Below are 16,812 nucleotides of genomic sequence, written 5' to 3' on the forward strand. Positions count from 1 at the left end.
AGAGGGGGAACTGGGGTGGAAACAACTGTGCTGTTTTACAAAATAGATAAGGAAGAGGTTGAGTCAGCTGATTACATTCTTTGGGCTTATTCCATGATCGAGGCGGGGGTTTCCTCCCCTTCTCTTTTTATATTGGCTGCCTTTAGGAAAGATGCCAGCATCTTCGAAGTGGAAGACTATTTCAAAAGGGCCTGCCGTGAACTTCATGTGAATAACCGTCCTGATTTTGCTGCATGTGCTCGAGCTTTTATGAAGGTGCTGGCCGATCATATAGCGAAGAGTAAGCATCCATCCACTACGTTTGAGCTTGCCTCCCGCATATTTCACATCGTAAGGGACCTGGAATATCCTAAGGACTTAATGGTCTGGTACGATATCAGCGAAAGCATCGATCTGCTCGCGTATGATCCGTTGCATTCTGACATGAATGAAGCTGACTTGATTTCACTAATAAAAAGAGAAGCGGCTTCTTATCAAGCGGGAAGCTCCTGATCTAAACTGTTCAAGGAGGCGGTCCCTTTCCGGCATCATTCTGATGAGGGAAAAAGTTTTTCATTCCGTGCAGGTCTCCATGCGCGTTCAGCAAGTTTGTGAATCATTTCAGTGTTTAAAACCTGGGTTTACTAACATTAAATCGATAAGGAAGGGTGGAAGAATGGATCCATTGATGAAAAAGAAAGTGGAGTCATTGAGTGGAGAAGAAGTTCGTTCAATGGTTTTACAATCATGGTTGATGCTGGAGTACGTGGAGAACGGACATCTATCGCCAGATGAATATGTAGAACGGATAAAAGCCGTGAAAAAAAGCGTGGATCAGGTGTATAAACAGCAAATGAACCCTTTATCCGGCGATCAGACAGATGTGAAAGAGGTCCATATCGTGTTTGGCCACTCCGCATATGGGGCGCTCAAAAATACGCTTGAAAATCATAAAAGAGACAAAGACATGGTCATCAACCTCCCTTTGATGTTTTCTATCGGGCCGGTCCGGAATCTGGATCAGCCAGGAGGGCTGCAGGAACGCCTGAACTGGCTCTATGATCGCATTCACATGGATGATGAAGAGATTTTCACGTATGTTCAGGAAAACAAACAGGCCATGGAAAGCATCCGGAACATTCCTGATCATATCCAGACGACCATCTGGGTTGGAAATAATGCCCACGAACAGCTTGGCCTGCGTTTCGTTCTGCAGCTGCTGAAAACATGGAACGGTCGTGTAAGGACAATCAACGTCAGTGAAAGTCATATGAAACGTTCCAAAGGATATCCCATCCATACGGGTGAAATCTCTCCAGACCGGATCGGGGAAATGATTCATTATGCTTCAAGTGAACCCATTCCTTTTGAAGCGAGGGATCGTTTGGAGAAAGACTGGCTGCGGTTATCCTCAGAAAACAGCGAGCTGAGAATATGGAGTGAAGGGGTCTTTTCAAAAACGGTCGACTACTTTGATCCCATCATTATTCAAACCGTAAGAAGTCTTCATGAAGATGCCGGTTGTGTTGATTTTATCCCAGCAGCCAGGATCATAGGAGAAGTGATCGGGCATTCGCGGCAGGTGGTCGGCGATGCTTTTATAGAGTACCGGTTGATTCAGCTGGTTCTTGAAAACAGATTGGATATCAAGGGGATCCCGAGAGGCATGCGGTACTTTGCCGTGAAAGTCAAAGAGGAAACAGATTGGGGATGTTCATAATTACAAAGATCCTTATTGGAGTCGGCAGCAATTTTGTTAAGGAGAAGGAATTGACCTTATGGAAGAATCAGAGTATATAACTAAATTTTATATATACATAGTCATCGGTGGAGTTTTGGTCGGTTTAATAACATTCCTGACTATCAAAGATATCATTAGAAAAAAACCTTTTGGTATCAGATTTACCCTCTATTTAGTATTTACAATGAACTTCGGAATCTCAGCCATTCTTACGAGCATTTCCAGTATTAAATCCACTAAGGAAATCCTTGAAATCGATGGCAGCGGCGTTTTACTGAATCAGTTAAAGCCTTACAGTGTTAATCTCCCCGTATTTTATCTAATTGTTAGCATCTTAACCCTTTGCGGGTATGCTTTATCTCGCAGGGCGGAAAGTGACAAGGATGATCGGTGATCGTTTTATAGAATACCGGTTGATTCAGTTAGTTCTTGAGTACAAATTGGATATTAAGGGGGTTCCGAGAGGGCTTGAGGTACTCTATCGTGAAAATCCAAGAGGAACCGGGAAGAGAATTTTGGTAATAAATGGATGTAAGGGTATAGAGATAGAAAAGGAGTGTGTGTGAAAAATGCGTGCGTCTGTATCTTTACTCTGTATTGTAACTGCCTTCATCCTGATGATCATCAATCCTGAAGCTCCCGCCGGGTCTTTCATCGAGGAGTACCGTCTGATTTTTATCATGACGATGCTGCTGCCTGTCATCGGCTTGTTGATAGGTCTGAAAGCTCAGCGTTGGAAGACATTCGTCGTGTTATCGAACATCCTCGTCATTTTGACGACCACTGTTGTCGATGTCATGGCTGTTCTTTCCTTTCATGAAAAGGATATCGTCACAAAGTTTCGTATCGAAGGGAAGTATGTGTAACCAAAAGGAGGTGATGACTATCAAAGTTTTCGAAGTTGTGCTGCTCCTCTCTGCTATAGCTGCCGTTTGTACATATCTTTTTTATAGAGCAGATTTTCTAGTATACACAGCCCTGGCTGGTGGCATCGGTTATTCGGTCATTCATCTCATCCGCACCTATGAAAGAAGGAAAAACGCTGTATTAGGACATCCGGACGCCAAATACTACAATACTTTTGATTCCTATGATGACGACTATGTCACGGGGGATCTTTTTGATGATATCAGCGATCATGACGGTTTTTGATCATATATACGGAGGTGCGTCTATGTCCAACCATTCCAATGATGATCCGTCTTTTAATGATGCCATCGATCATCAAAAGAAGATCGAAGGGTATCCAAAACCGAGTGAGGGCGGACTGCCGGGCCGATTAAATGGATTGGGTATGTTTTGTTCGGAAGTATTGCCTTGATGATGCTTTTTTGCTCTTATTGGAAATTTCATATGGAATTAAAGGAGTCGGGAACATGTTCAGCTTTACAAAAGTGCAGGAGGCTCATATCCAAAAAGAGTGTAGGCTTCACAACTCAAACCCTGCCTACAATAAAATCGCATATGATAAGGAACTTTTAACGGTGGATGACATAAGAGAGCAGTGGAAGGAAGCGGAGGAACTCGGTAATGAAAGACATTTAGTTGGTTATGGTGAGAGTTTTATAGGCATTATTGAATACGGCATGCAGTCGCCAAACTCCGGAAATCCATGGCTGAGTCTACTGTTGATGGACAGCACCTATCATGGTCAGGGTTTTGGGAAAAAGGTGTACAGGGTTTATGAGGAACTTATGAAAAAGCGGCAGGCGGACGTGATTGAAATGGCTGTTCATGCGGACAACCTTCCTGCCGTAAAGTTCTGGACTTCTCTTGGTTATCTTAAATACAGAGAACGTTTTTATGAAAACAAACGGATGTATAGTTACTATAAGCTGCTGCATGGGAGAGGGGAGGAAACTGGGGATGAGTGAGGAAAGTAACGCTGTTTTAGAAACTCCGCGCTGTTATGTAAGACCTTTTACTTCCGTGGACATTGAGGCGTTCATGAGCTACCGGAATGATCTGGACTGGATGAAATACCAGGGGTTCAAAGGATTCACCCGTCAGGTCTATGAAACGACCCTGCTGAATCCGCAGAGGGTGGAAGAGGGTTCTCAGCTGGCTGTTATAAGAAAAAAAGACCAAGTGCTCCTCGGTGATGTATTTTTGCTGCAGAAGGAGGATGATTTCTGGATAGGCTATACGATTGATCCTTCCTATAAGCGGCAGGGCTATGCATACGAGGTCGTCCATGCCCTGATTCACTGGATCCGATCCAAAGGGGATTACGTGATCAAGGCAGGTGTGGAAAAAGAAAACCTTCCATCGATCAACCTGCTGGAGAAATCAGTATTTCGGAGGATGGAAGAGGAAGACGACGAATTCGTTTATGTATGGAACGGCGGTTAAGGAGTATCCATCATCATCCAAGCGACGACGATAAAGATGATACTGTAGAAAAAAGCCAATACAGCAAAACCTGTGACGAGCAGATCTTTTTTATTCTGCGTCCTTGAGAACGAGACGATGGATAATATGAGAGCGGCTGCCGGCAGCATCCAGTTGAACAGGAATAATACATTCTCGTGGAAGGAAACAGCATCCATCAGACTGAGATTCTGGACGATCAGAGATAGTATGATACATAGGATGGCCAAGTGTCTGAATCCCTTGTGATTGCCAGTCATGGATATAACCTCCTTTTCTCTATTCATGTTAGCAGTGGGCGTTTGACGAGACAAGAAGGGGGCAGTTCCATTCACCTGTTCATTAACGGTTTCCCTGTCTGTAAAGGAGGCCGCTGTTTTATTTTCGTAATTCTTATACCAAATTCCTATTCCTGCTAAATCAGTAATGGAAGCGCAGTCGGAGGCATGTTCAAAAACCCCTCTTAGCTTCGAGATGTTTTGTGTAGAGCTTAAGCGGAAATACATAATTAAACAAAGCAAACTACACAACTTTTTATAAAGGAGAATTTGAATATGCGTACGATTTTGAAGCATTACATTAACGGTGAATGGGTGGAATCCACGGGGAACGACACCGAGGACGTCATAAACCCTGCCACGGAAGAACCGATGGGTCAAATTAGTTTAGGTACGAGGGAAGACCTGGATAAAGCTGTTCAAGCCGCCCGCGATGCTTTCCCGAGTTTCTCTCAAACTTCTAAAGAAGAGCGTATTGAAATGCTTGAGAATATAGCCGAAGCCTATGCCCGACGCAAAGATGAATTCATCGACGTGATGACGGATGAGTTAGGTGCACCTCTTGAAATTTCGGAGAAGATTCACTACAGCATGGGCTATAATCATTTTGCCCAAGCGGCCGAATCTCTTAAAACTATTGAATTTATGGAGCACCGCGGCAACCATACGGTAGTCAAGGAATCTGTCGGGGTCAGCGGCTTAATCACCCCATGGAACTTCCCGACAAACCAAGCTTCAACGAAAATTGCCAGCGCATTTGCAGCAGGAAGCCCTGTTGTATTAAAACCTTCGGAAATGACGCCGTTCGCTGCCATTATGTTAGCAGAGATCTTTGATGAAGTGGGCGTACCTAAGGGAGCGTTCAACCTTGTTAACGGTACAGGCGAAACGATAGGTGATGGCATCAGCTCCCATCCTGATATTGATTTTGTATCCTTCACGGGTTCCGCGGGCGTAGGAACGAAAATCATGCAGAATGCTTCTGAAACGATTAAAAACGTCGCTCTTGAACTCGGAGGTAAATCTCCATTGATTGTTCTGGAAGATGCGGATATGAAAGATGCGGCCCGGAATGCAGTAAGCAATATCGCCACGAATACAGGGCAGGTTTGTTCTGCTGCGACCCGGATGATTGTTCCAGCTTCCAAGAAGGAAGAATTTGAACAGGCCGTCCTGGACGTTCTTCCTGAATTTCCGGTAGGGCATCCTCGTGAAGGAAATTATGTCGGACCCCTTGTATCCAAGAAACAGTGGGACACCGTTCAATCCTATATTGAAAAAGGGATGGACGAAGGTGCAAATCTGATTGCCGGTGGTACAGGACTTCCAGAAGGACTGGAAAAGGGGTATTACGCTAAACCAACGATTTTCACGGATGTAACGAACGATATGGTCATAGCCCAGGAAGAGATTTTTGGACCTGTGATGAGTATTATTACGTATGACACCATCGATCAAGCCATTGAAATAGGTAATGATGTGGTGTATGGATTAGCAGGGTATGTTTATGGTAAAGATCCGGAAACACTTAGAAAAGTTGCCACATCCATCCGTGCAGGACGTATCAAGATAAATGATGCCTCTCATGATTTTAATGCACCATTTGGTGGTTATAAGCAGTCAGGTATTGGTCGTGAGTGGGGCGATTATGGAATTGAAGAATATCTTGAGAAAAAAGCGATTCTTGGGTTCCCATCTTAATTGGTCGCTGATTTAAGAAGAGCTGTTCTCCTGGAAGGGGAGGACAGCTTTTCTTTTTTTAGTAAGGTCCAACTGAATTTTATCAGAATCTTTATAAAAGAAGTCTTGAGCCATCTGAGCTCAAGGCTTCTTTTTATTTCGGTTCCCGAAAAAAGTCGGAAAAAGTAGTTGCAAAATGGTCATTTTATGCTAGTATCATTAGTAATCATAAAATTCAGAATATTGGTTCGATTATAGAACCACTTAGAAAGCGGTGAAGCCGAGTGAGTTCAAAAACCGTCGATAAGGCGCTTCAGGTCCTTGATATGTTCACGCTGGAACATCCGAAGTGGGGACTCCGGGAATTGTCCCGGGCGCTTGATATGAGTCATACCATTGTCCACCGGATGCTGACCACCCTCGAAGAACGGGGATATGTATACCGCAGCGTGGATACACAGAAATATGAGCTTGGCATTAAATTCCTTGAGCTCAGCAACATCGTCGAACAACATTTTCAAATCTCTGAGATCATTCATCCCATCATGCATAAGATTGCTTCCGAAACCGGGGAAAGTGTCGTCATGACGCTTCTGGATAACGAGGAAGGGGTCTTCTCCAAGATTGTAGAAAGCAGCCGCCTTGTCCGTTTCGCCGGCTCAGTCGGCCGTCGTTCCCCGCTCTATATCGGGGCTTCCCACAAAGTCATCCTTTGTCACCTGCCGAAAGATATCCAACGAAGAATTGTTCACGAAGGGGCTGTCCAACACCCCGGCCTCATCCCGTCAGAAACCGATATGCTGGAAAAACTTGAGGACATCGAAAGAAAACGTTGGGCGTATTCCTCCGGTGAAACGATCAGTGATGTAGCCGCGGTTTCCATTCCCTTGTTTGATTACGGAAATATGGTCCTCGGCTCATTATCGATAGCCGGGCCCAGCTATCGTCTCACAGAAGAAGTAGCGGAACACATTTTACCTGATCTCATTCGTCACAGAGGAGAGCTTGATTCTGTTTTAAGCAAAGTTTGTTTTCCGACCAGAAGGAACTATCTTCTTGAAAGTCTTCATTAAAGGAGGGGATCACACATGTTGAAGGTGGAAGGCCTCGTGACGGGCTACCAGGGAAAGGACGGGTTTGTCCGGGCGGTCGACGGGGTGAGTTTTGATATTGAAAAAGGAGAAACCGTCTGCATCGTCGGGGAATCCGGCAGTGGTAAAAGTGTCACATCGATGTCTGTGATGAGACTGGTCGAGTTTGAAAATGGGGAAATCATAAACGGGTCGATCGAGTATATGGGTGAAGAACTGACAACCAAAACGAATGAAGAAATGAGGAAGATCAGAGGAGCAGAGATCTCAATGATTTTCCAGGAGCCGTTGACCGCGCTGAATCCTGTCTTCACCATCGGCCAGCAGATTGTCGAAGCGATCCGTTATCATGAGCCGCTGAAGAAAAAGGAAGCAATGGACAAGGCGGAGGATTTGCTGACCCTTGTCGGGCTTTCTGAACCGAAAACAAGGTTGAAGCAGTATCCTCACGAATTGTCGGGAGGGATGAGGCAGCGGGTCATGATTGCCATTGCACTCGCCTCCAAGCCGAAGCTTCTCATCGCAGATGAACCGACAACAGCGCTTGATGTCACGATTGAAGCGCAGATCCTCGAGCTGCTCCGAAAGTTGAGGAACGAAGAGGACATGTCCATCATGCTCATCACCCACGATATTGGTGTAGCGGCAGAGCTTTCCCACAGGATCATCATCATGTATGCCGGGAAGGTGATGGAGATTGCAGAGACGAGCGATTTGTTTGAACTCCCGCATCACCCTTATACAAAAGGACTGCTTGAATCGATTCCGAAAATGAGCGGGGCCAGAGGAGAGCTTCTTCCGACCATTGAAGGAACGATTCCAGGCGTGAACCAGATGCCTGAAGGCTGCCGGTTTGCGCCGCGCTGCAGCTTTGCCACAGAGAAGTGCCATCAGGAAGAACCTCCGCTTCAAAAAGTGGGCCGGCGTGACGTCGCCTGCTGGCATGTGGAAGAGTTCACTGCCTCTCAGGTTGACCCTTTTCACAGAAAGGAGGATCCCGTTGAATCAAAATCATAAAGAAAAGCTGTTGGAAATTCAGCATTTGAAGAAATACTTTGAGATTAAAGGAGGTGGGGCCTTAGGGAAGCGGAAGCAGACGCTGAAGGCGGTGGATGATGTTTCTTTTGATATTTATAAAGGAGAGACACTCGGGCTTGTCGGGGAATCCGGCTGCGGGAAATCGACGCTCGGCAGGAACATCTTAAGACTTCAGGATCCGACGGACGGCCGGGTGCTTTATGGTGAGAGTAATATTCTTGAATATTCGAAGAAAGACATGCGCAGACTCCGCAAGGACATGCAGATCATTTATCAGGATCCGTTCGGTTCTTTGAACCCGCGTTTCACTATCGGGCAGATTATCGGGGAGATGTATGAGATTCATGGTCTTGCCAAAGGCGCAGAAAAAGAAAGAAAGGTTAAGGAATTGTTGGAGCTCGTAGGATTGGATGCGAGCCGTTATCACAGCTACCCCCATGAATTTTCCGGAGGACAGAGGCAGCGGGTGGGCATAGCGAGGGCGCTTGCGCTTGAGCCGGAATTCATCGTTGCGGATGAACCGGTGTCCGCTTTGGATGTGTCGGTCCAGTCCCAGGTCATTAACCTGTTGATCCAGCTGAAGCGGGAGATGGGATTGACGCTTTTGTTCATTGCGCACGGACTGAATGTCGTCCGGCATATTTCCGACCGGGTGGGTGTGATGTACTTAGGAAAACTCGTCGAACTGTCGGATACGGATTCGATCTTCAATGATCCTGCACACCCTTATACGGCAGCACTCTTGTCGACTGTACCGGAAGCCGATCCCGAAGCAAGGAAAGAACGCATCGTTCTTAAAGGGGAAGTGCCTTCACCAGCATCTCCACCTTCAGGGTGCAATTTCCGGACGAGGTGTCCACTTGCAACAGAACGATGCAGTCAGGAAGTTCCAGCATGGCAGGAAACGCGAAACGGCCATTTCACGGCCTGCCATTACCCTTTGGAAAAAGGGCAGACGTTAAAAGAAGCTGTCGCTCAACGTCAGAAACCATCTGACAACAAAACTAATAACCTTATTATGGCATAAGAGGTAAATAAAAGGAAGGGGAATATCCTTTGGCTGAACTCATTCAAAAAGGCAACCAAAAAGTCTATGACGGCTATAAGTCTTTTCAATATCTTGAAGCGGGCGTCGATTATAAATCTTACACTCTTGCAAAAGAAGTGGACCGTGTCCCGAGCTTTTCCTATCCTGTGACAAATGAGCAGGAAAATGAGGTCCAGACGATCCTGGAAGAGGATTTGATGATTTCCATGCATGAGCATACGTTCATTGCACCGGAAGATCTTAATCAGTTTTACGAATTCCGCCGGCAGGGCAGGGACTTCACAGCCTTTGAAGCTCTGAGCCGTTCAGGTCTTGATGTCATTTTTGAGAATTTCATGGACGGAACAGCGATGATCACCTCACTCGCAGGGTGGAAATGGTCGGATGTCATTCACGACCTGGGTATCCGCTTCAGCGACATCGCCCATCAGGATATGGTGATCAAAGCTGAGCGTATTGAGGACTTGTCCAGGGCGAAAAGAGAAGGGAAAATCGCTTTTGTCGGAGCCTTGGAATCGGCATCCATGATTGAAAATGAGCTGGACCGTCTTGATGTGTTGTATGGCTTCGGCATCCGGACGATGGGTGTCTGCTACTCTGAATCGAATATGCTGGGCTCGGGCCTCCGTGAACCGAAGGATGCCGGCCTTTCCGTTTTTGGAAAACAGGCGGTCGAACGGATGAACAAGCTCGGCATCACTGTGGATGTTTCTCACGCCGGTGATCAAACGGCACTTGATACGATTGAAACGAGTACAAAGCCGGTCACCATCAACCATGCCGGTGCCCGTGGTGTATGGGATACGAAGCGTATGAAGCCGGACAGTGTCATCCGATCCTGTGCTGAAAAGGGAGGGGTGATAGGAATTGAGGCAGCTCCGCACTCCACCATATCGGAAAATCATCCGCACCACAATATCGATTCGTTCATGGAACACTTCGAATATACGGCGAACCTGGTAGGGATCGAGCATGTAGCCTTTGGTCCGGACACCTTATTCGGTGACCATGTCGGCCTTCATGATACACTGGCCGGTCAATTATCCATCAAAAGTGCACAGAAATCCTCGATGGAGCGTGTCGATTATGTCAAAGGATTGGAAAACCCGGCGGAATGCTTTCCGAACATCGTCCGCTGGCTTGTCGCTAAAGGATACAGTCGGGAAGACATCCGTAAAGTTACCGGCGGCAACATTATGCGTGTGCTGAAAGAAACGTGGGCGAAATAATAAGAGAGGGACGATGACGATGAATAAAAAATGGTGGGTCTTTTTATCAGCTGCACTTATGGCGTTGTTCCTGGCAGCCTGTTCCTACGGAGGGGAAGAGGAGGCAGAGGGAGAAGCGACAGCGTCTTCTGAAGAGGCCGTCTCCGGCGGAAAGGTATCGATTCCGATTGTTGCTGATCCAACCTTTAATCCGTGGCACCCGAGTGCCTATGCAGAGTCCAACGTCATTAATCGTGTCATATTCGACGGTTTGACGAAGCCGGGGAAAGATCTGGTGCCTGCACCGGATTTGGCTGAATCGTGGGAGACGTCCGAGGATGGCCTGACCTGGACCTTCCAGCTCCGTGATGATGTCACATGGCATGACGGCGAACCGTTTACATCAGAGGACGTTGTGTTTACGTTCAATGATATTACATTGAATGAAGAGCTTGGAGCGAACAGTGCCTCCTATTTCGGACAGGTGGAAAGTGTTGAAGCAGATGGTGATTACACCGTTATGTTCAACTTATCGAGCCCGGTTGCCGCCCTTCCGGCTTACCTGAGTTTTAATACAGAGATTATTCCTGAGCACATTTTCCAAGGAGAAGATCCATGGGATCTGACGAGCTTTAACAAGGAGAACCCTGTTGGAACAGGACCTTTCAAGCTTAAATCCTATACTTCCGGACAGAGCGTCGTGCTGGAGCGGAATGAAGAGTATTTCGGCGATGCTGCGAACCTGGACGAAGTGGAATACAAAATCCTTCCTGATGCCAATACCCACGTGGCGCAGCTGTTGAGTGGCGAACTTTCCATCTTCGCTCTGGATGACACCTCTGCGGTTGAACGTATTGAGAGTGCGGCCGGCGTTGATGTGGACGGACGTGATACGAACCGTTTCTTCTGGCTGATCGTCAACCAGCAGGAAGAAAGGTTCCAGGATGTGAAGGTACGCCAGGCGATGGAACATGCGCTTGACCGTCAGAACATCATCGATACCGTCCTTCAAGGGTATGGAACGATTGCAGATGCCGGAATTACGCCGGCGTTGTCGGAGTATTACACCGATGATGTGAAGCAGTATCCATTCGATCCGGAAGAAGCGAAAAAGCTCCTTGCTGAAGCGGGATGGGAGGATACGAACGGTGATGGTTTTGTCGATAAGGATGGAGAAAACTTCGAAATCATCTTTGACATCGGTATTCAGGGGGATTTAGAAGCGATTGCCCAGCTTGTTCAGCAGTACTTGATTGATGTCGGGCTGGATGTGCAGTTGAATACGATGGACTGGAATACGATGATCGACAAAGTCGTCATCCAAAGGGATTATGCGATGACCTTGAACTGGTGGCGCTATCCACCGGATCCGGATTTGAAGGCGTACATGCACTCTGATTTTGCTGAGCAGGGGAACAACATCCCGGCTTATCAAAATGAAGAAATGGACAAGCTTCTGGACGCCGGTGCGGAAACGAGTGATGTAGAGGAGCGGAAGGAAATCTACACAGAAGCCCAGAAGCTGATGGCTGAAGAGCTTCCGTACATGTTCCTCTGGTACCCGCAGGAAGTACAGGTGAAGCGCTCGGATATCGATGGCGTACCTGAACTGGCCTTTGGAGATACGCTTCACTATATCCAGGAATGGTATATGGAGGAGTAAGTCATGGGAGAAGTGCACCACCGCGTGCACTTCTCTTTTATAAAAAGGGGGGACCTGTGTGATTCGATTTTTACTTAACCGCTTTGGACAAAGCATCATTTTATTGTTCATTGTGACCGTCATTACCTTTTTTCTCATCAACCTCGCACCAGGTGGGCCCACAGGGGTCATGCGGATGGATGCATCACCCGAGGAGCGTCAGGCGGTAATCGAACGTCTCGGCCTGGACCAGCCGGTGATCGTCCGCTATTTTGAGTGGGTGGGGAATGCAGTCACCGGTGATCTCGGCACATCATTCAACTCCAGTGAAGCGGTCGTGGAAAGGATAGCTGAACGGCTGCCTTACACGATGGAACTTACCGTATTCACGATCATTTTTTCCGTTATTGCAGGCATCATCCTTGGGGTCATCTCCGCCTTGAAACGAGGAAAAGCAGCGGATCACGTGATCAACTTTTCGAGTGTCATCGGTTTGTCGGTTCCTTCCTTCTGGCTCGGGCTCATGCTGATTCTCTTATTTTCTGTTGAACTTGGCTGGCTGCCATCGTCCGGTGTCGGACCGAGGGGCGCGGACTTTGATTTTGGGGGCTGGATGGCTCACTTAGCCATGCCGGTACTGATTTTATCGACGACCGTGCTTCCGAATATCGTCCGCTTCACGAGATCATCGATGCTGGAAGTCATTTCACAGAACTATATCCGTACCGCCCGTTCCAAAGGGGCGAAGGAATTCGTCGTGTTGTATGTGCATGCGCTTCGTAATGCGATGATTCCGATCATCAGCATCATTGGCGTGCTGATTCCGAGACTGCTGAGCGGTGCTGTGATCACCGAAGCGATTTTTGGATGGACAGGAATCGGGACGTTGATTATTGAAGCAGCCAATGGCCGTGACTATCCATTGATCATGGGCATTACCGTTGTCATTACGCTTGTCGTTATCATCAGCAATCTGCTTGTCGACATCATTTATTCTCAAGTCGATCCGCGTGTGAAAAACATGGCATAGGAGGGGACCGAATGTTAGGAGCTTCTATAAAAGAAGATATGGAAGAGCAGCACCGGAAAAAGGAAAATCGGCGCTTCGTATTACTTACAAGATTGAAGCAGAACAAAGTAGCGTTTTTATCATTATGGTTTTTAGTCGTTGTCCACGCCGTCGTCTTTATCGGTCCTGTCCTGTGGCCGATTACTCCGGATGAACTGACCGATGCAGGGGCCCTTGCCGGCTGGACGCTGCAGCACCCCTTCGGAACAGACGACCTGGGCAGGGATGTTTTCGCACGCATGCTTCACGGCGGGCGGGTGACGCTCTTGGTCGGATTATGTGCGATGCTTTTCTCCTTGATCATCGGGACGATCATAGGCGCCTGCGCCGGATTTTTTGGAAAAGTGGTCGAAGCTGTCCTCATGCGTATTACGGAAGCAATGATGGCGATTCCGAACTTTTTCTTCGTCCTTGTTGCTCTTACGGTGCTTGGGACGACGCCATTCATGGTCGTGCTCGTCATCGCACTGACCGGCTGGGTGGAAATTGCCCGGGTCGTATACGGAGAAACGTTGAAGTGGAAAGAATACGAGTTTGTTGAAGCGGCCAATGCGGCCGGGGCTTCTGCGAAAAGGATTCTCTTAAAATATGTCGTTCCGCAGATTCTTCCCTCGATCATTGTCTCCGGAACACTCGCCATTGCCTGGGCCATTCTAACGGAAAGTGCGATCAGCTACCTCGGTCTTGGGATCCAGCCTCCCACGCCAACATGGGGGAACATGCTGCAGAATTCCCAACAGTACATCTGGACAGCTCCGATTTTAGGTGTGCTTCCGGGTGTAGCAATTACCATCGTTGTACTGGCCTATAATTTTCTCGGTGATGGACTGAGAGATGCCCTGGATCCGCGTTTTGCGAAAAAATAAAGAGGAGGAAGCGCCTTGTTCATGAACGTGAATGACAATGAGTTGTATTATGAAGTCCATGGAAATCCCGAGGGAGAGGTGATTTTCTTCATCCACGGAGCTCCGGGTCTGGGAGACTGCCGGGGTGATATCAAAGCCTTCTCCGCCTTGGGAGATACGTACAAGCTCGTTTTTATGGATATGAGAGGTTCAGGAAGATCGGAGGGACGTCCCCCTTTTACTCATGAGCAGTGGACGGCGGATATTGAAGCTGTCCGCCTGGAGCTTGTCGGCGGTCCGATCACCATTTTAGGCGGATCGTACGGCGGATTTCTAACGCTCGAGTACGCCATCCGCTACCCTGACAGTGTCACCCGCGTGCTGTTGAGAGATACCGCAGCAAGCAGTGACTTTGATTACCTCTCCATTGACCGGGCCCTTGAGAGTGGGATTGACGGCATTACCGAAGAAAACATGACCCGCCTCTTTGAAGGGAAGGTACACTCCGACGAAGATTTGAAAGAGCTGTTCACTTTGATCCAGCCGCTGTACACGGTGGAATATGATGAAGAAGCCGTCCGTCAGCGTCTCGACCAGATTTACTACAGGCACGAAACCCATAACTTCGCTTTCCGGCATAATAAACCTGCGTTTAATCTGGTTGATCAATTAGCCGGGATCAACGTACCGACGCTGGTAACAGTCGGAAGGCACGACTGGGTCACTCCTGTGATCTGCTCGGAGACCATTGCGTCGTGTGTTCCGAATGCTGAGCTTGTTATCTTTGAAAACAGCGGTCACTCTCCCCAGCTGGAGGAGAATGAAAAATACGTAGAACTGGTCCGTCGTTTTCTCCAAGAACATAGAGCTGTACAGACTCTTTAATAAAGAAGTATGAGACGACTGTAAAATATAGAGATGAAAGAGTGTCAGATTCTATCTGGCACTCTTTCCTTTTTTTGCAGACTACAAGCGCTATAATCGGCGGGTGGAAAAAGATAGCGGCAATGTGGAACCAAACTCCAAATCTGTTTATCAATCATGGATCCCGGGTGATTACAGCAGGCTTAGTCATGCGCTGAGTCTAGTATTCCATTTTTCCCTTTATATCATTACAATGGAGAATTCTCTCATGGATGATAGATTTACACTATCATCCCTATCGTGTGAAACTTTCATGGATAGGCATACGTAAAGGCAGGGGAGGTGATAAATATGTACTTTCCATCCAAAAGAGACCCGTTGTTTTCATTTATGTACGGAGGAATCATTGGAAGCATTGTTCTACTCTATGTGTTTGGCAGTGAAGCGGGTGGTCTGCAGTTGATTACATATAAAAGCGTGCCGGGATACCTTCTCAGTGCAGGTATCATAGGGATCGTTTTATGGATTTGGTTTTCGACCGGATACAAAATTGAAGCGGGCATTCTGCACATCCGATTTGGTCCGATGAGAAAAAAGATCCGCATAGAAGATATTCGTAGGGTGAAGCAGAGAAACAGTCCGTTTGCCGCTCCTGCATTGGCAGTGAAGCGTCTGGAGATCCATTCGTCCGAGCATACCATCACACACATTTCCCCAAAAGATGAGAAATCTTTTATCCGCCTTTTATACAAGGAGAATCCAAATATTGAAATTAACCGGACGTTGACGGAGGGTTGTGAATGAGTTTGAAGAAGAGAATCATGGCCGTCCTTCTAATGTGGACGATATTGATCCCTTTTTCTATTTTCCTTGGGTATGTGAATGATAATAGGATTGATTCGAATCATTTAATTGGTATGCTGATTGCAGGTTTTGTCATTGGATTCTGGTTTGTCCCCCTCAGTTATCGGAACGGGAAAAGAAAGGGGAAAAATGATTAAAAAAGATGCTGCATTTCTGTTTTAAAATCCTCATCGAAAAACAAGGGATGGAGTTAAACCATCTGTCCATAACCTTCATCCTAGTACTTATAGATAGTGCGGAGTGGAGCGAAAAGGATTCTCTCCTGATACTTGAATAGAAGAAAAAAACGGGTGTCATGAGGACAGTCGTTTTTCTCTTAGTGTCCAACGGAATATATGTATTGCATTATGTAACTTATATGTTACATTGATAGGGAAGGGATAGATAATTATGGAAAATAAAGTGAAGGTAGCGCGTGTCAGCTACGATTTAACCCAACAGGAGCTTGCAGAGAGGGTTGGTGTAACGCGTCAGACGATCAGCTTAATTGAAAAAGGCCGTTACAACCCAACGTTGAAGCTGTGTCTGGAGATCTGCTATGCCGTTAATAAAACGTTGGATGAGGTATTCTGGCAGGAACGAAAGGAGTAAAAGAAATGGAAAAAATTAAAGATGAACGTCTGCAGTTGAAAAATTTAAAGAACATCAGGATTACATTTATTGTTCAGACTTTAGGAATTATGGGGGTCCTGCTTTATGATTTGATTAACCATGGGATGGACGGGATGACGGATAACCCTGTCTGGTTTGTTTTCATTATGACAGGAGTGGTCAATGCCTACCTTTCCATGACTATCAGTGTGGAGCATGAGAAAACAAAGGGGTCACCCGTCAAGCGATTGTACATAGCTCTCGGGATAATCACATTGATTTCTCTTTTATTTGTTACTTTCATCGCCTTGACGAATGGGTACAACGTGATGGACGGTTTGCTGGTTGGTGGTATCGTTTTTGTCTGTTCGGTCATTCCCGCTTTTTATATGTACGGTCTTCGGCAGAAAGAGCGTGAGGAATAGTCCTTTCTTATACGGTTTCTCCAAAAAGGATTGAGGTTCCAGGGAGATTTTGGAATAATAAGGCCCTAAAGGAGGATAG

Annotated in this window: 22 protein-coding genes; 21 read left to right on the forward strand and 1 reads right to left on the reverse strand. The window is 46.9% G+C overall.

Features of this window, described 5'->3' with window-relative positions; translation table 11 throughout:
- The first annotated feature begins 15 nt into the window (after nucleotides 1–15).
- From QMA39_RS01185 to QMA39_RS01220, 8 genes are all read left to right on the forward strand, one after another.
- The gene (locus QMA39_RS01185; protein ID WP_281657761.1) at nucleotides 16–492 is read left to right on the forward strand and encodes a hypothetical protein; all 477 of its coding nucleotides are present in this window, start codon (nucleotides 16–18) and stop codon (nucleotides 490–492) included.
- A 163-nt stretch (nucleotides 493–655) separates the two neighbouring features.
- Nucleotides 656–1,699, forward strand: coding sequence for a DUF1835 domain-containing protein (locus QMA39_RS01190; RefSeq protein ID WP_281657762.1), 1,044 nt, complete (start codon nucleotides 656–658; stop codon nucleotides 1,697–1,699).
- A gap of 58 nt (nucleotides 1,700–1,757) precedes the next feature.
- The gene (locus QMA39_RS01195) at nucleotides 1,758–2,114 is read left to right on the forward strand and encodes a hypothetical protein (RefSeq protein ID WP_027953790.1); all 357 of its coding nucleotides are present in this window, start codon (nucleotides 1,758–1,760) and stop codon (nucleotides 2,112–2,114) included.
- Between the two features lie 175 nt (nucleotides 2,115–2,289).
- Nucleotides 2,290–2,586 (forward strand): hypothetical protein, encoded by a 297-nt coding sequence (locus tag QMA39_RS01200; RefSeq protein WP_281657763.1) that lies wholly within the window; start codon nucleotides 2,290–2,292, stop codon nucleotides 2,584–2,586.
- Nucleotides 2,587–2,599: 13 nt separating this feature from the next.
- Complete coding sequence (locus QMA39_RS01205; protein WP_281657764.1) at nucleotides 2,600–2,872, forward strand: hypothetical protein; 273 nt, start codon at nucleotides 2,600–2,602, stop codon at nucleotides 2,870–2,872.
- Nucleotides 2,873–2,894: 22 nt separating this feature from the next.
- The gene (locus QMA39_RS01210; RefSeq protein ID WP_281657765.1) at nucleotides 2,895–3,041 is read left to right on the forward strand and encodes a hypothetical protein; all 147 of its coding nucleotides are present in this window, start codon (nucleotides 2,895–2,897) and stop codon (nucleotides 3,039–3,041) included.
- 55 nt (nucleotides 3,042–3,096) lie between these two features.
- A complete protein-coding gene (locus tag QMA39_RS01215) occupies nucleotides 3,097–3,594 on the forward strand; it encodes a GNAT family N-acetyltransferase (RefSeq protein WP_281657766.1) in 498 nt (165 codons plus the stop codon).
- Nucleotides 3,587–4,072 carry a GNAT family N-acetyltransferase gene (locus QMA39_RS01220; protein ID WP_281657767.1) on the forward strand — a complete coding sequence of 162 codons (486 nt, stop codon included), beginning with the start codon at nucleotides 3,587–3,589 and terminating at the stop codon, nucleotides 4,070–4,072. The genes QMA39_RS01215 and QMA39_RS01220 overlap by 8 nt, the downstream gene beginning before the upstream one ends.
- Here the strand turns inward: QMA39_RS01220 and QMA39_RS01225 are convergent.
- Nucleotides 4,069–4,350, reverse strand: a complete 282-nt coding sequence (locus tag QMA39_RS01225) for a hypothetical protein (protein WP_281657768.1) — start codon at nucleotides 4,348–4,350, stop codon at nucleotides 4,069–4,071. The two genes, QMA39_RS01220 and QMA39_RS01225, sit on opposite strands and share 4 nt — an antisense overlap.
- Before the next feature lie 294 nt (nucleotides 4,351–4,644).
- Between QMA39_RS01225 and QMA39_RS01230 the strand changes: the two genes are divergently transcribed.
- The 13 genes from QMA39_RS01230 (at nucleotide 4,645) to QMA39_RS01290 (ending at nucleotide 16,733) form a co-directional block, all read left to right on the forward strand.
- The gene (locus QMA39_RS01230) at nucleotides 4,645–6,069 is read left to right on the forward strand and encodes an aldehyde dehydrogenase family protein (protein ID WP_281657769.1); all 1,425 of its coding nucleotides are present in this window, start codon (nucleotides 4,645–4,647) and stop codon (nucleotides 6,067–6,069) included.
- A gap of 263 nt (nucleotides 6,070–6,332) precedes the next feature.
- On the forward strand, nucleotides 6,333–7,121 hold the full coding sequence (locus QMA39_RS01235; protein WP_206932094.1) for an IclR family transcriptional regulator: 789 nt from the start codon (nucleotides 6,333–6,335) through the stop codon (nucleotides 7,119–7,121).
- Nucleotides 7,122–7,136: 15 nt separating this feature from the next.
- The gene (locus QMA39_RS01240) at nucleotides 7,137–8,156 is read left to right on the forward strand and encodes an ABC transporter ATP-binding protein (protein ID WP_281657770.1); all 1,020 of its coding nucleotides are present in this window, start codon (nucleotides 7,137–7,139) and stop codon (nucleotides 8,154–8,156) included.
- On the forward strand, nucleotides 8,140–9,204 hold the full coding sequence (locus tag QMA39_RS01245; protein WP_206932103.1) for an oligopeptide/dipeptide ABC transporter ATP-binding protein: 1,065 nt from the start codon (nucleotides 8,140–8,142) through the stop codon (nucleotides 9,202–9,204). The genes QMA39_RS01240 and QMA39_RS01245 overlap by 17 nt, the downstream gene beginning before the upstream one ends.
- Nucleotides 9,205–9,233: 29 nt before the next feature.
- Nucleotides 9,234–10,454 (forward strand): membrane dipeptidase, encoded by a 1,221-nt coding sequence (locus QMA39_RS01250; protein WP_084162973.1) that lies wholly within the window; start codon nucleotides 9,234–9,236, stop codon nucleotides 10,452–10,454.
- A gap of 13 nt (nucleotides 10,455–10,467) precedes the next feature.
- Nucleotides 10,468–12,096 carry an ABC transporter substrate-binding protein gene (locus tag QMA39_RS01255; RefSeq protein ID WP_281657771.1) on the forward strand — a complete coding sequence of 543 codons (1,629 nt, stop codon included), beginning with the start codon at nucleotides 10,468–10,470 and terminating at the stop codon, nucleotides 12,094–12,096.
- Nucleotides 12,097–12,154: 58 nt separating this feature from the next.
- Complete coding sequence (locus tag QMA39_RS01260; protein ID WP_206932107.1) at nucleotides 12,155–13,105, forward strand: ABC transporter permease; 951 nt, start codon at nucleotides 12,155–12,157, stop codon at nucleotides 13,103–13,105.
- Between the two features lie 11 nt (nucleotides 13,106–13,116).
- The gene (locus tag QMA39_RS01265; protein ID WP_206932109.1) at nucleotides 13,117–14,010 is read left to right on the forward strand and encodes an ABC transporter permease; all 894 of its coding nucleotides are present in this window, start codon (nucleotides 13,117–13,119) and stop codon (nucleotides 14,008–14,010) included.
- A gap of 21 nt (nucleotides 14,011–14,031) precedes the next feature.
- Entirely contained in the window at nucleotides 14,032–14,874 is an 843-nt protein-coding gene (locus QMA39_RS01270) for an alpha/beta hydrolase (protein ID WP_242520232.1), read from the forward strand.
- A gap of 330 nt (nucleotides 14,875–15,204) precedes the next feature.
- Complete coding sequence (locus tag QMA39_RS01275) at nucleotides 15,205–15,657, forward strand: PH domain-containing protein (RefSeq protein ID WP_206932113.1); 453 nt, start codon at nucleotides 15,205–15,207, stop codon at nucleotides 15,655–15,657.
- Nucleotides 15,654–15,854: a hypothetical protein gene (locus QMA39_RS01280; RefSeq protein WP_206932115.1), complete on the forward strand. Its 201-nt coding sequence runs from the start codon at nucleotides 15,654–15,656 to the stop codon at nucleotides 15,852–15,854. The genes QMA39_RS01275 and QMA39_RS01280 overlap by 4 nt, the downstream gene beginning before the upstream one ends.
- A gap of 253 nt (nucleotides 15,855–16,107) precedes the next feature.
- Nucleotides 16,108–16,308 (forward strand): helix-turn-helix transcriptional regulator, encoded by a 201-nt coding sequence (locus QMA39_RS01285; RefSeq protein ID WP_027953805.1) that lies wholly within the window; start codon nucleotides 16,108–16,110, stop codon nucleotides 16,306–16,308.
- A 5-nt stretch (nucleotides 16,309–16,313) separates the two neighbouring features.
- Nucleotides 16,314–16,733, forward strand: a complete 420-nt coding sequence (locus tag QMA39_RS01290; RefSeq protein WP_027953806.1) for a hypothetical protein — start codon at nucleotides 16,314–16,316, stop codon at nucleotides 16,731–16,733.
- Nucleotides 16,734–16,812 lie beyond the last annotated feature (79 nt).

It is taken from the genome of Halobacillus sp. Cin3 (assembly GCF_947311855.1).
GTDB classification, from domain to species: domain Bacteria; phylum Bacillota; class Bacilli; order Bacillales; family Halobacillaceae; genus Halobacillus; species Halobacillus kuroshimensis.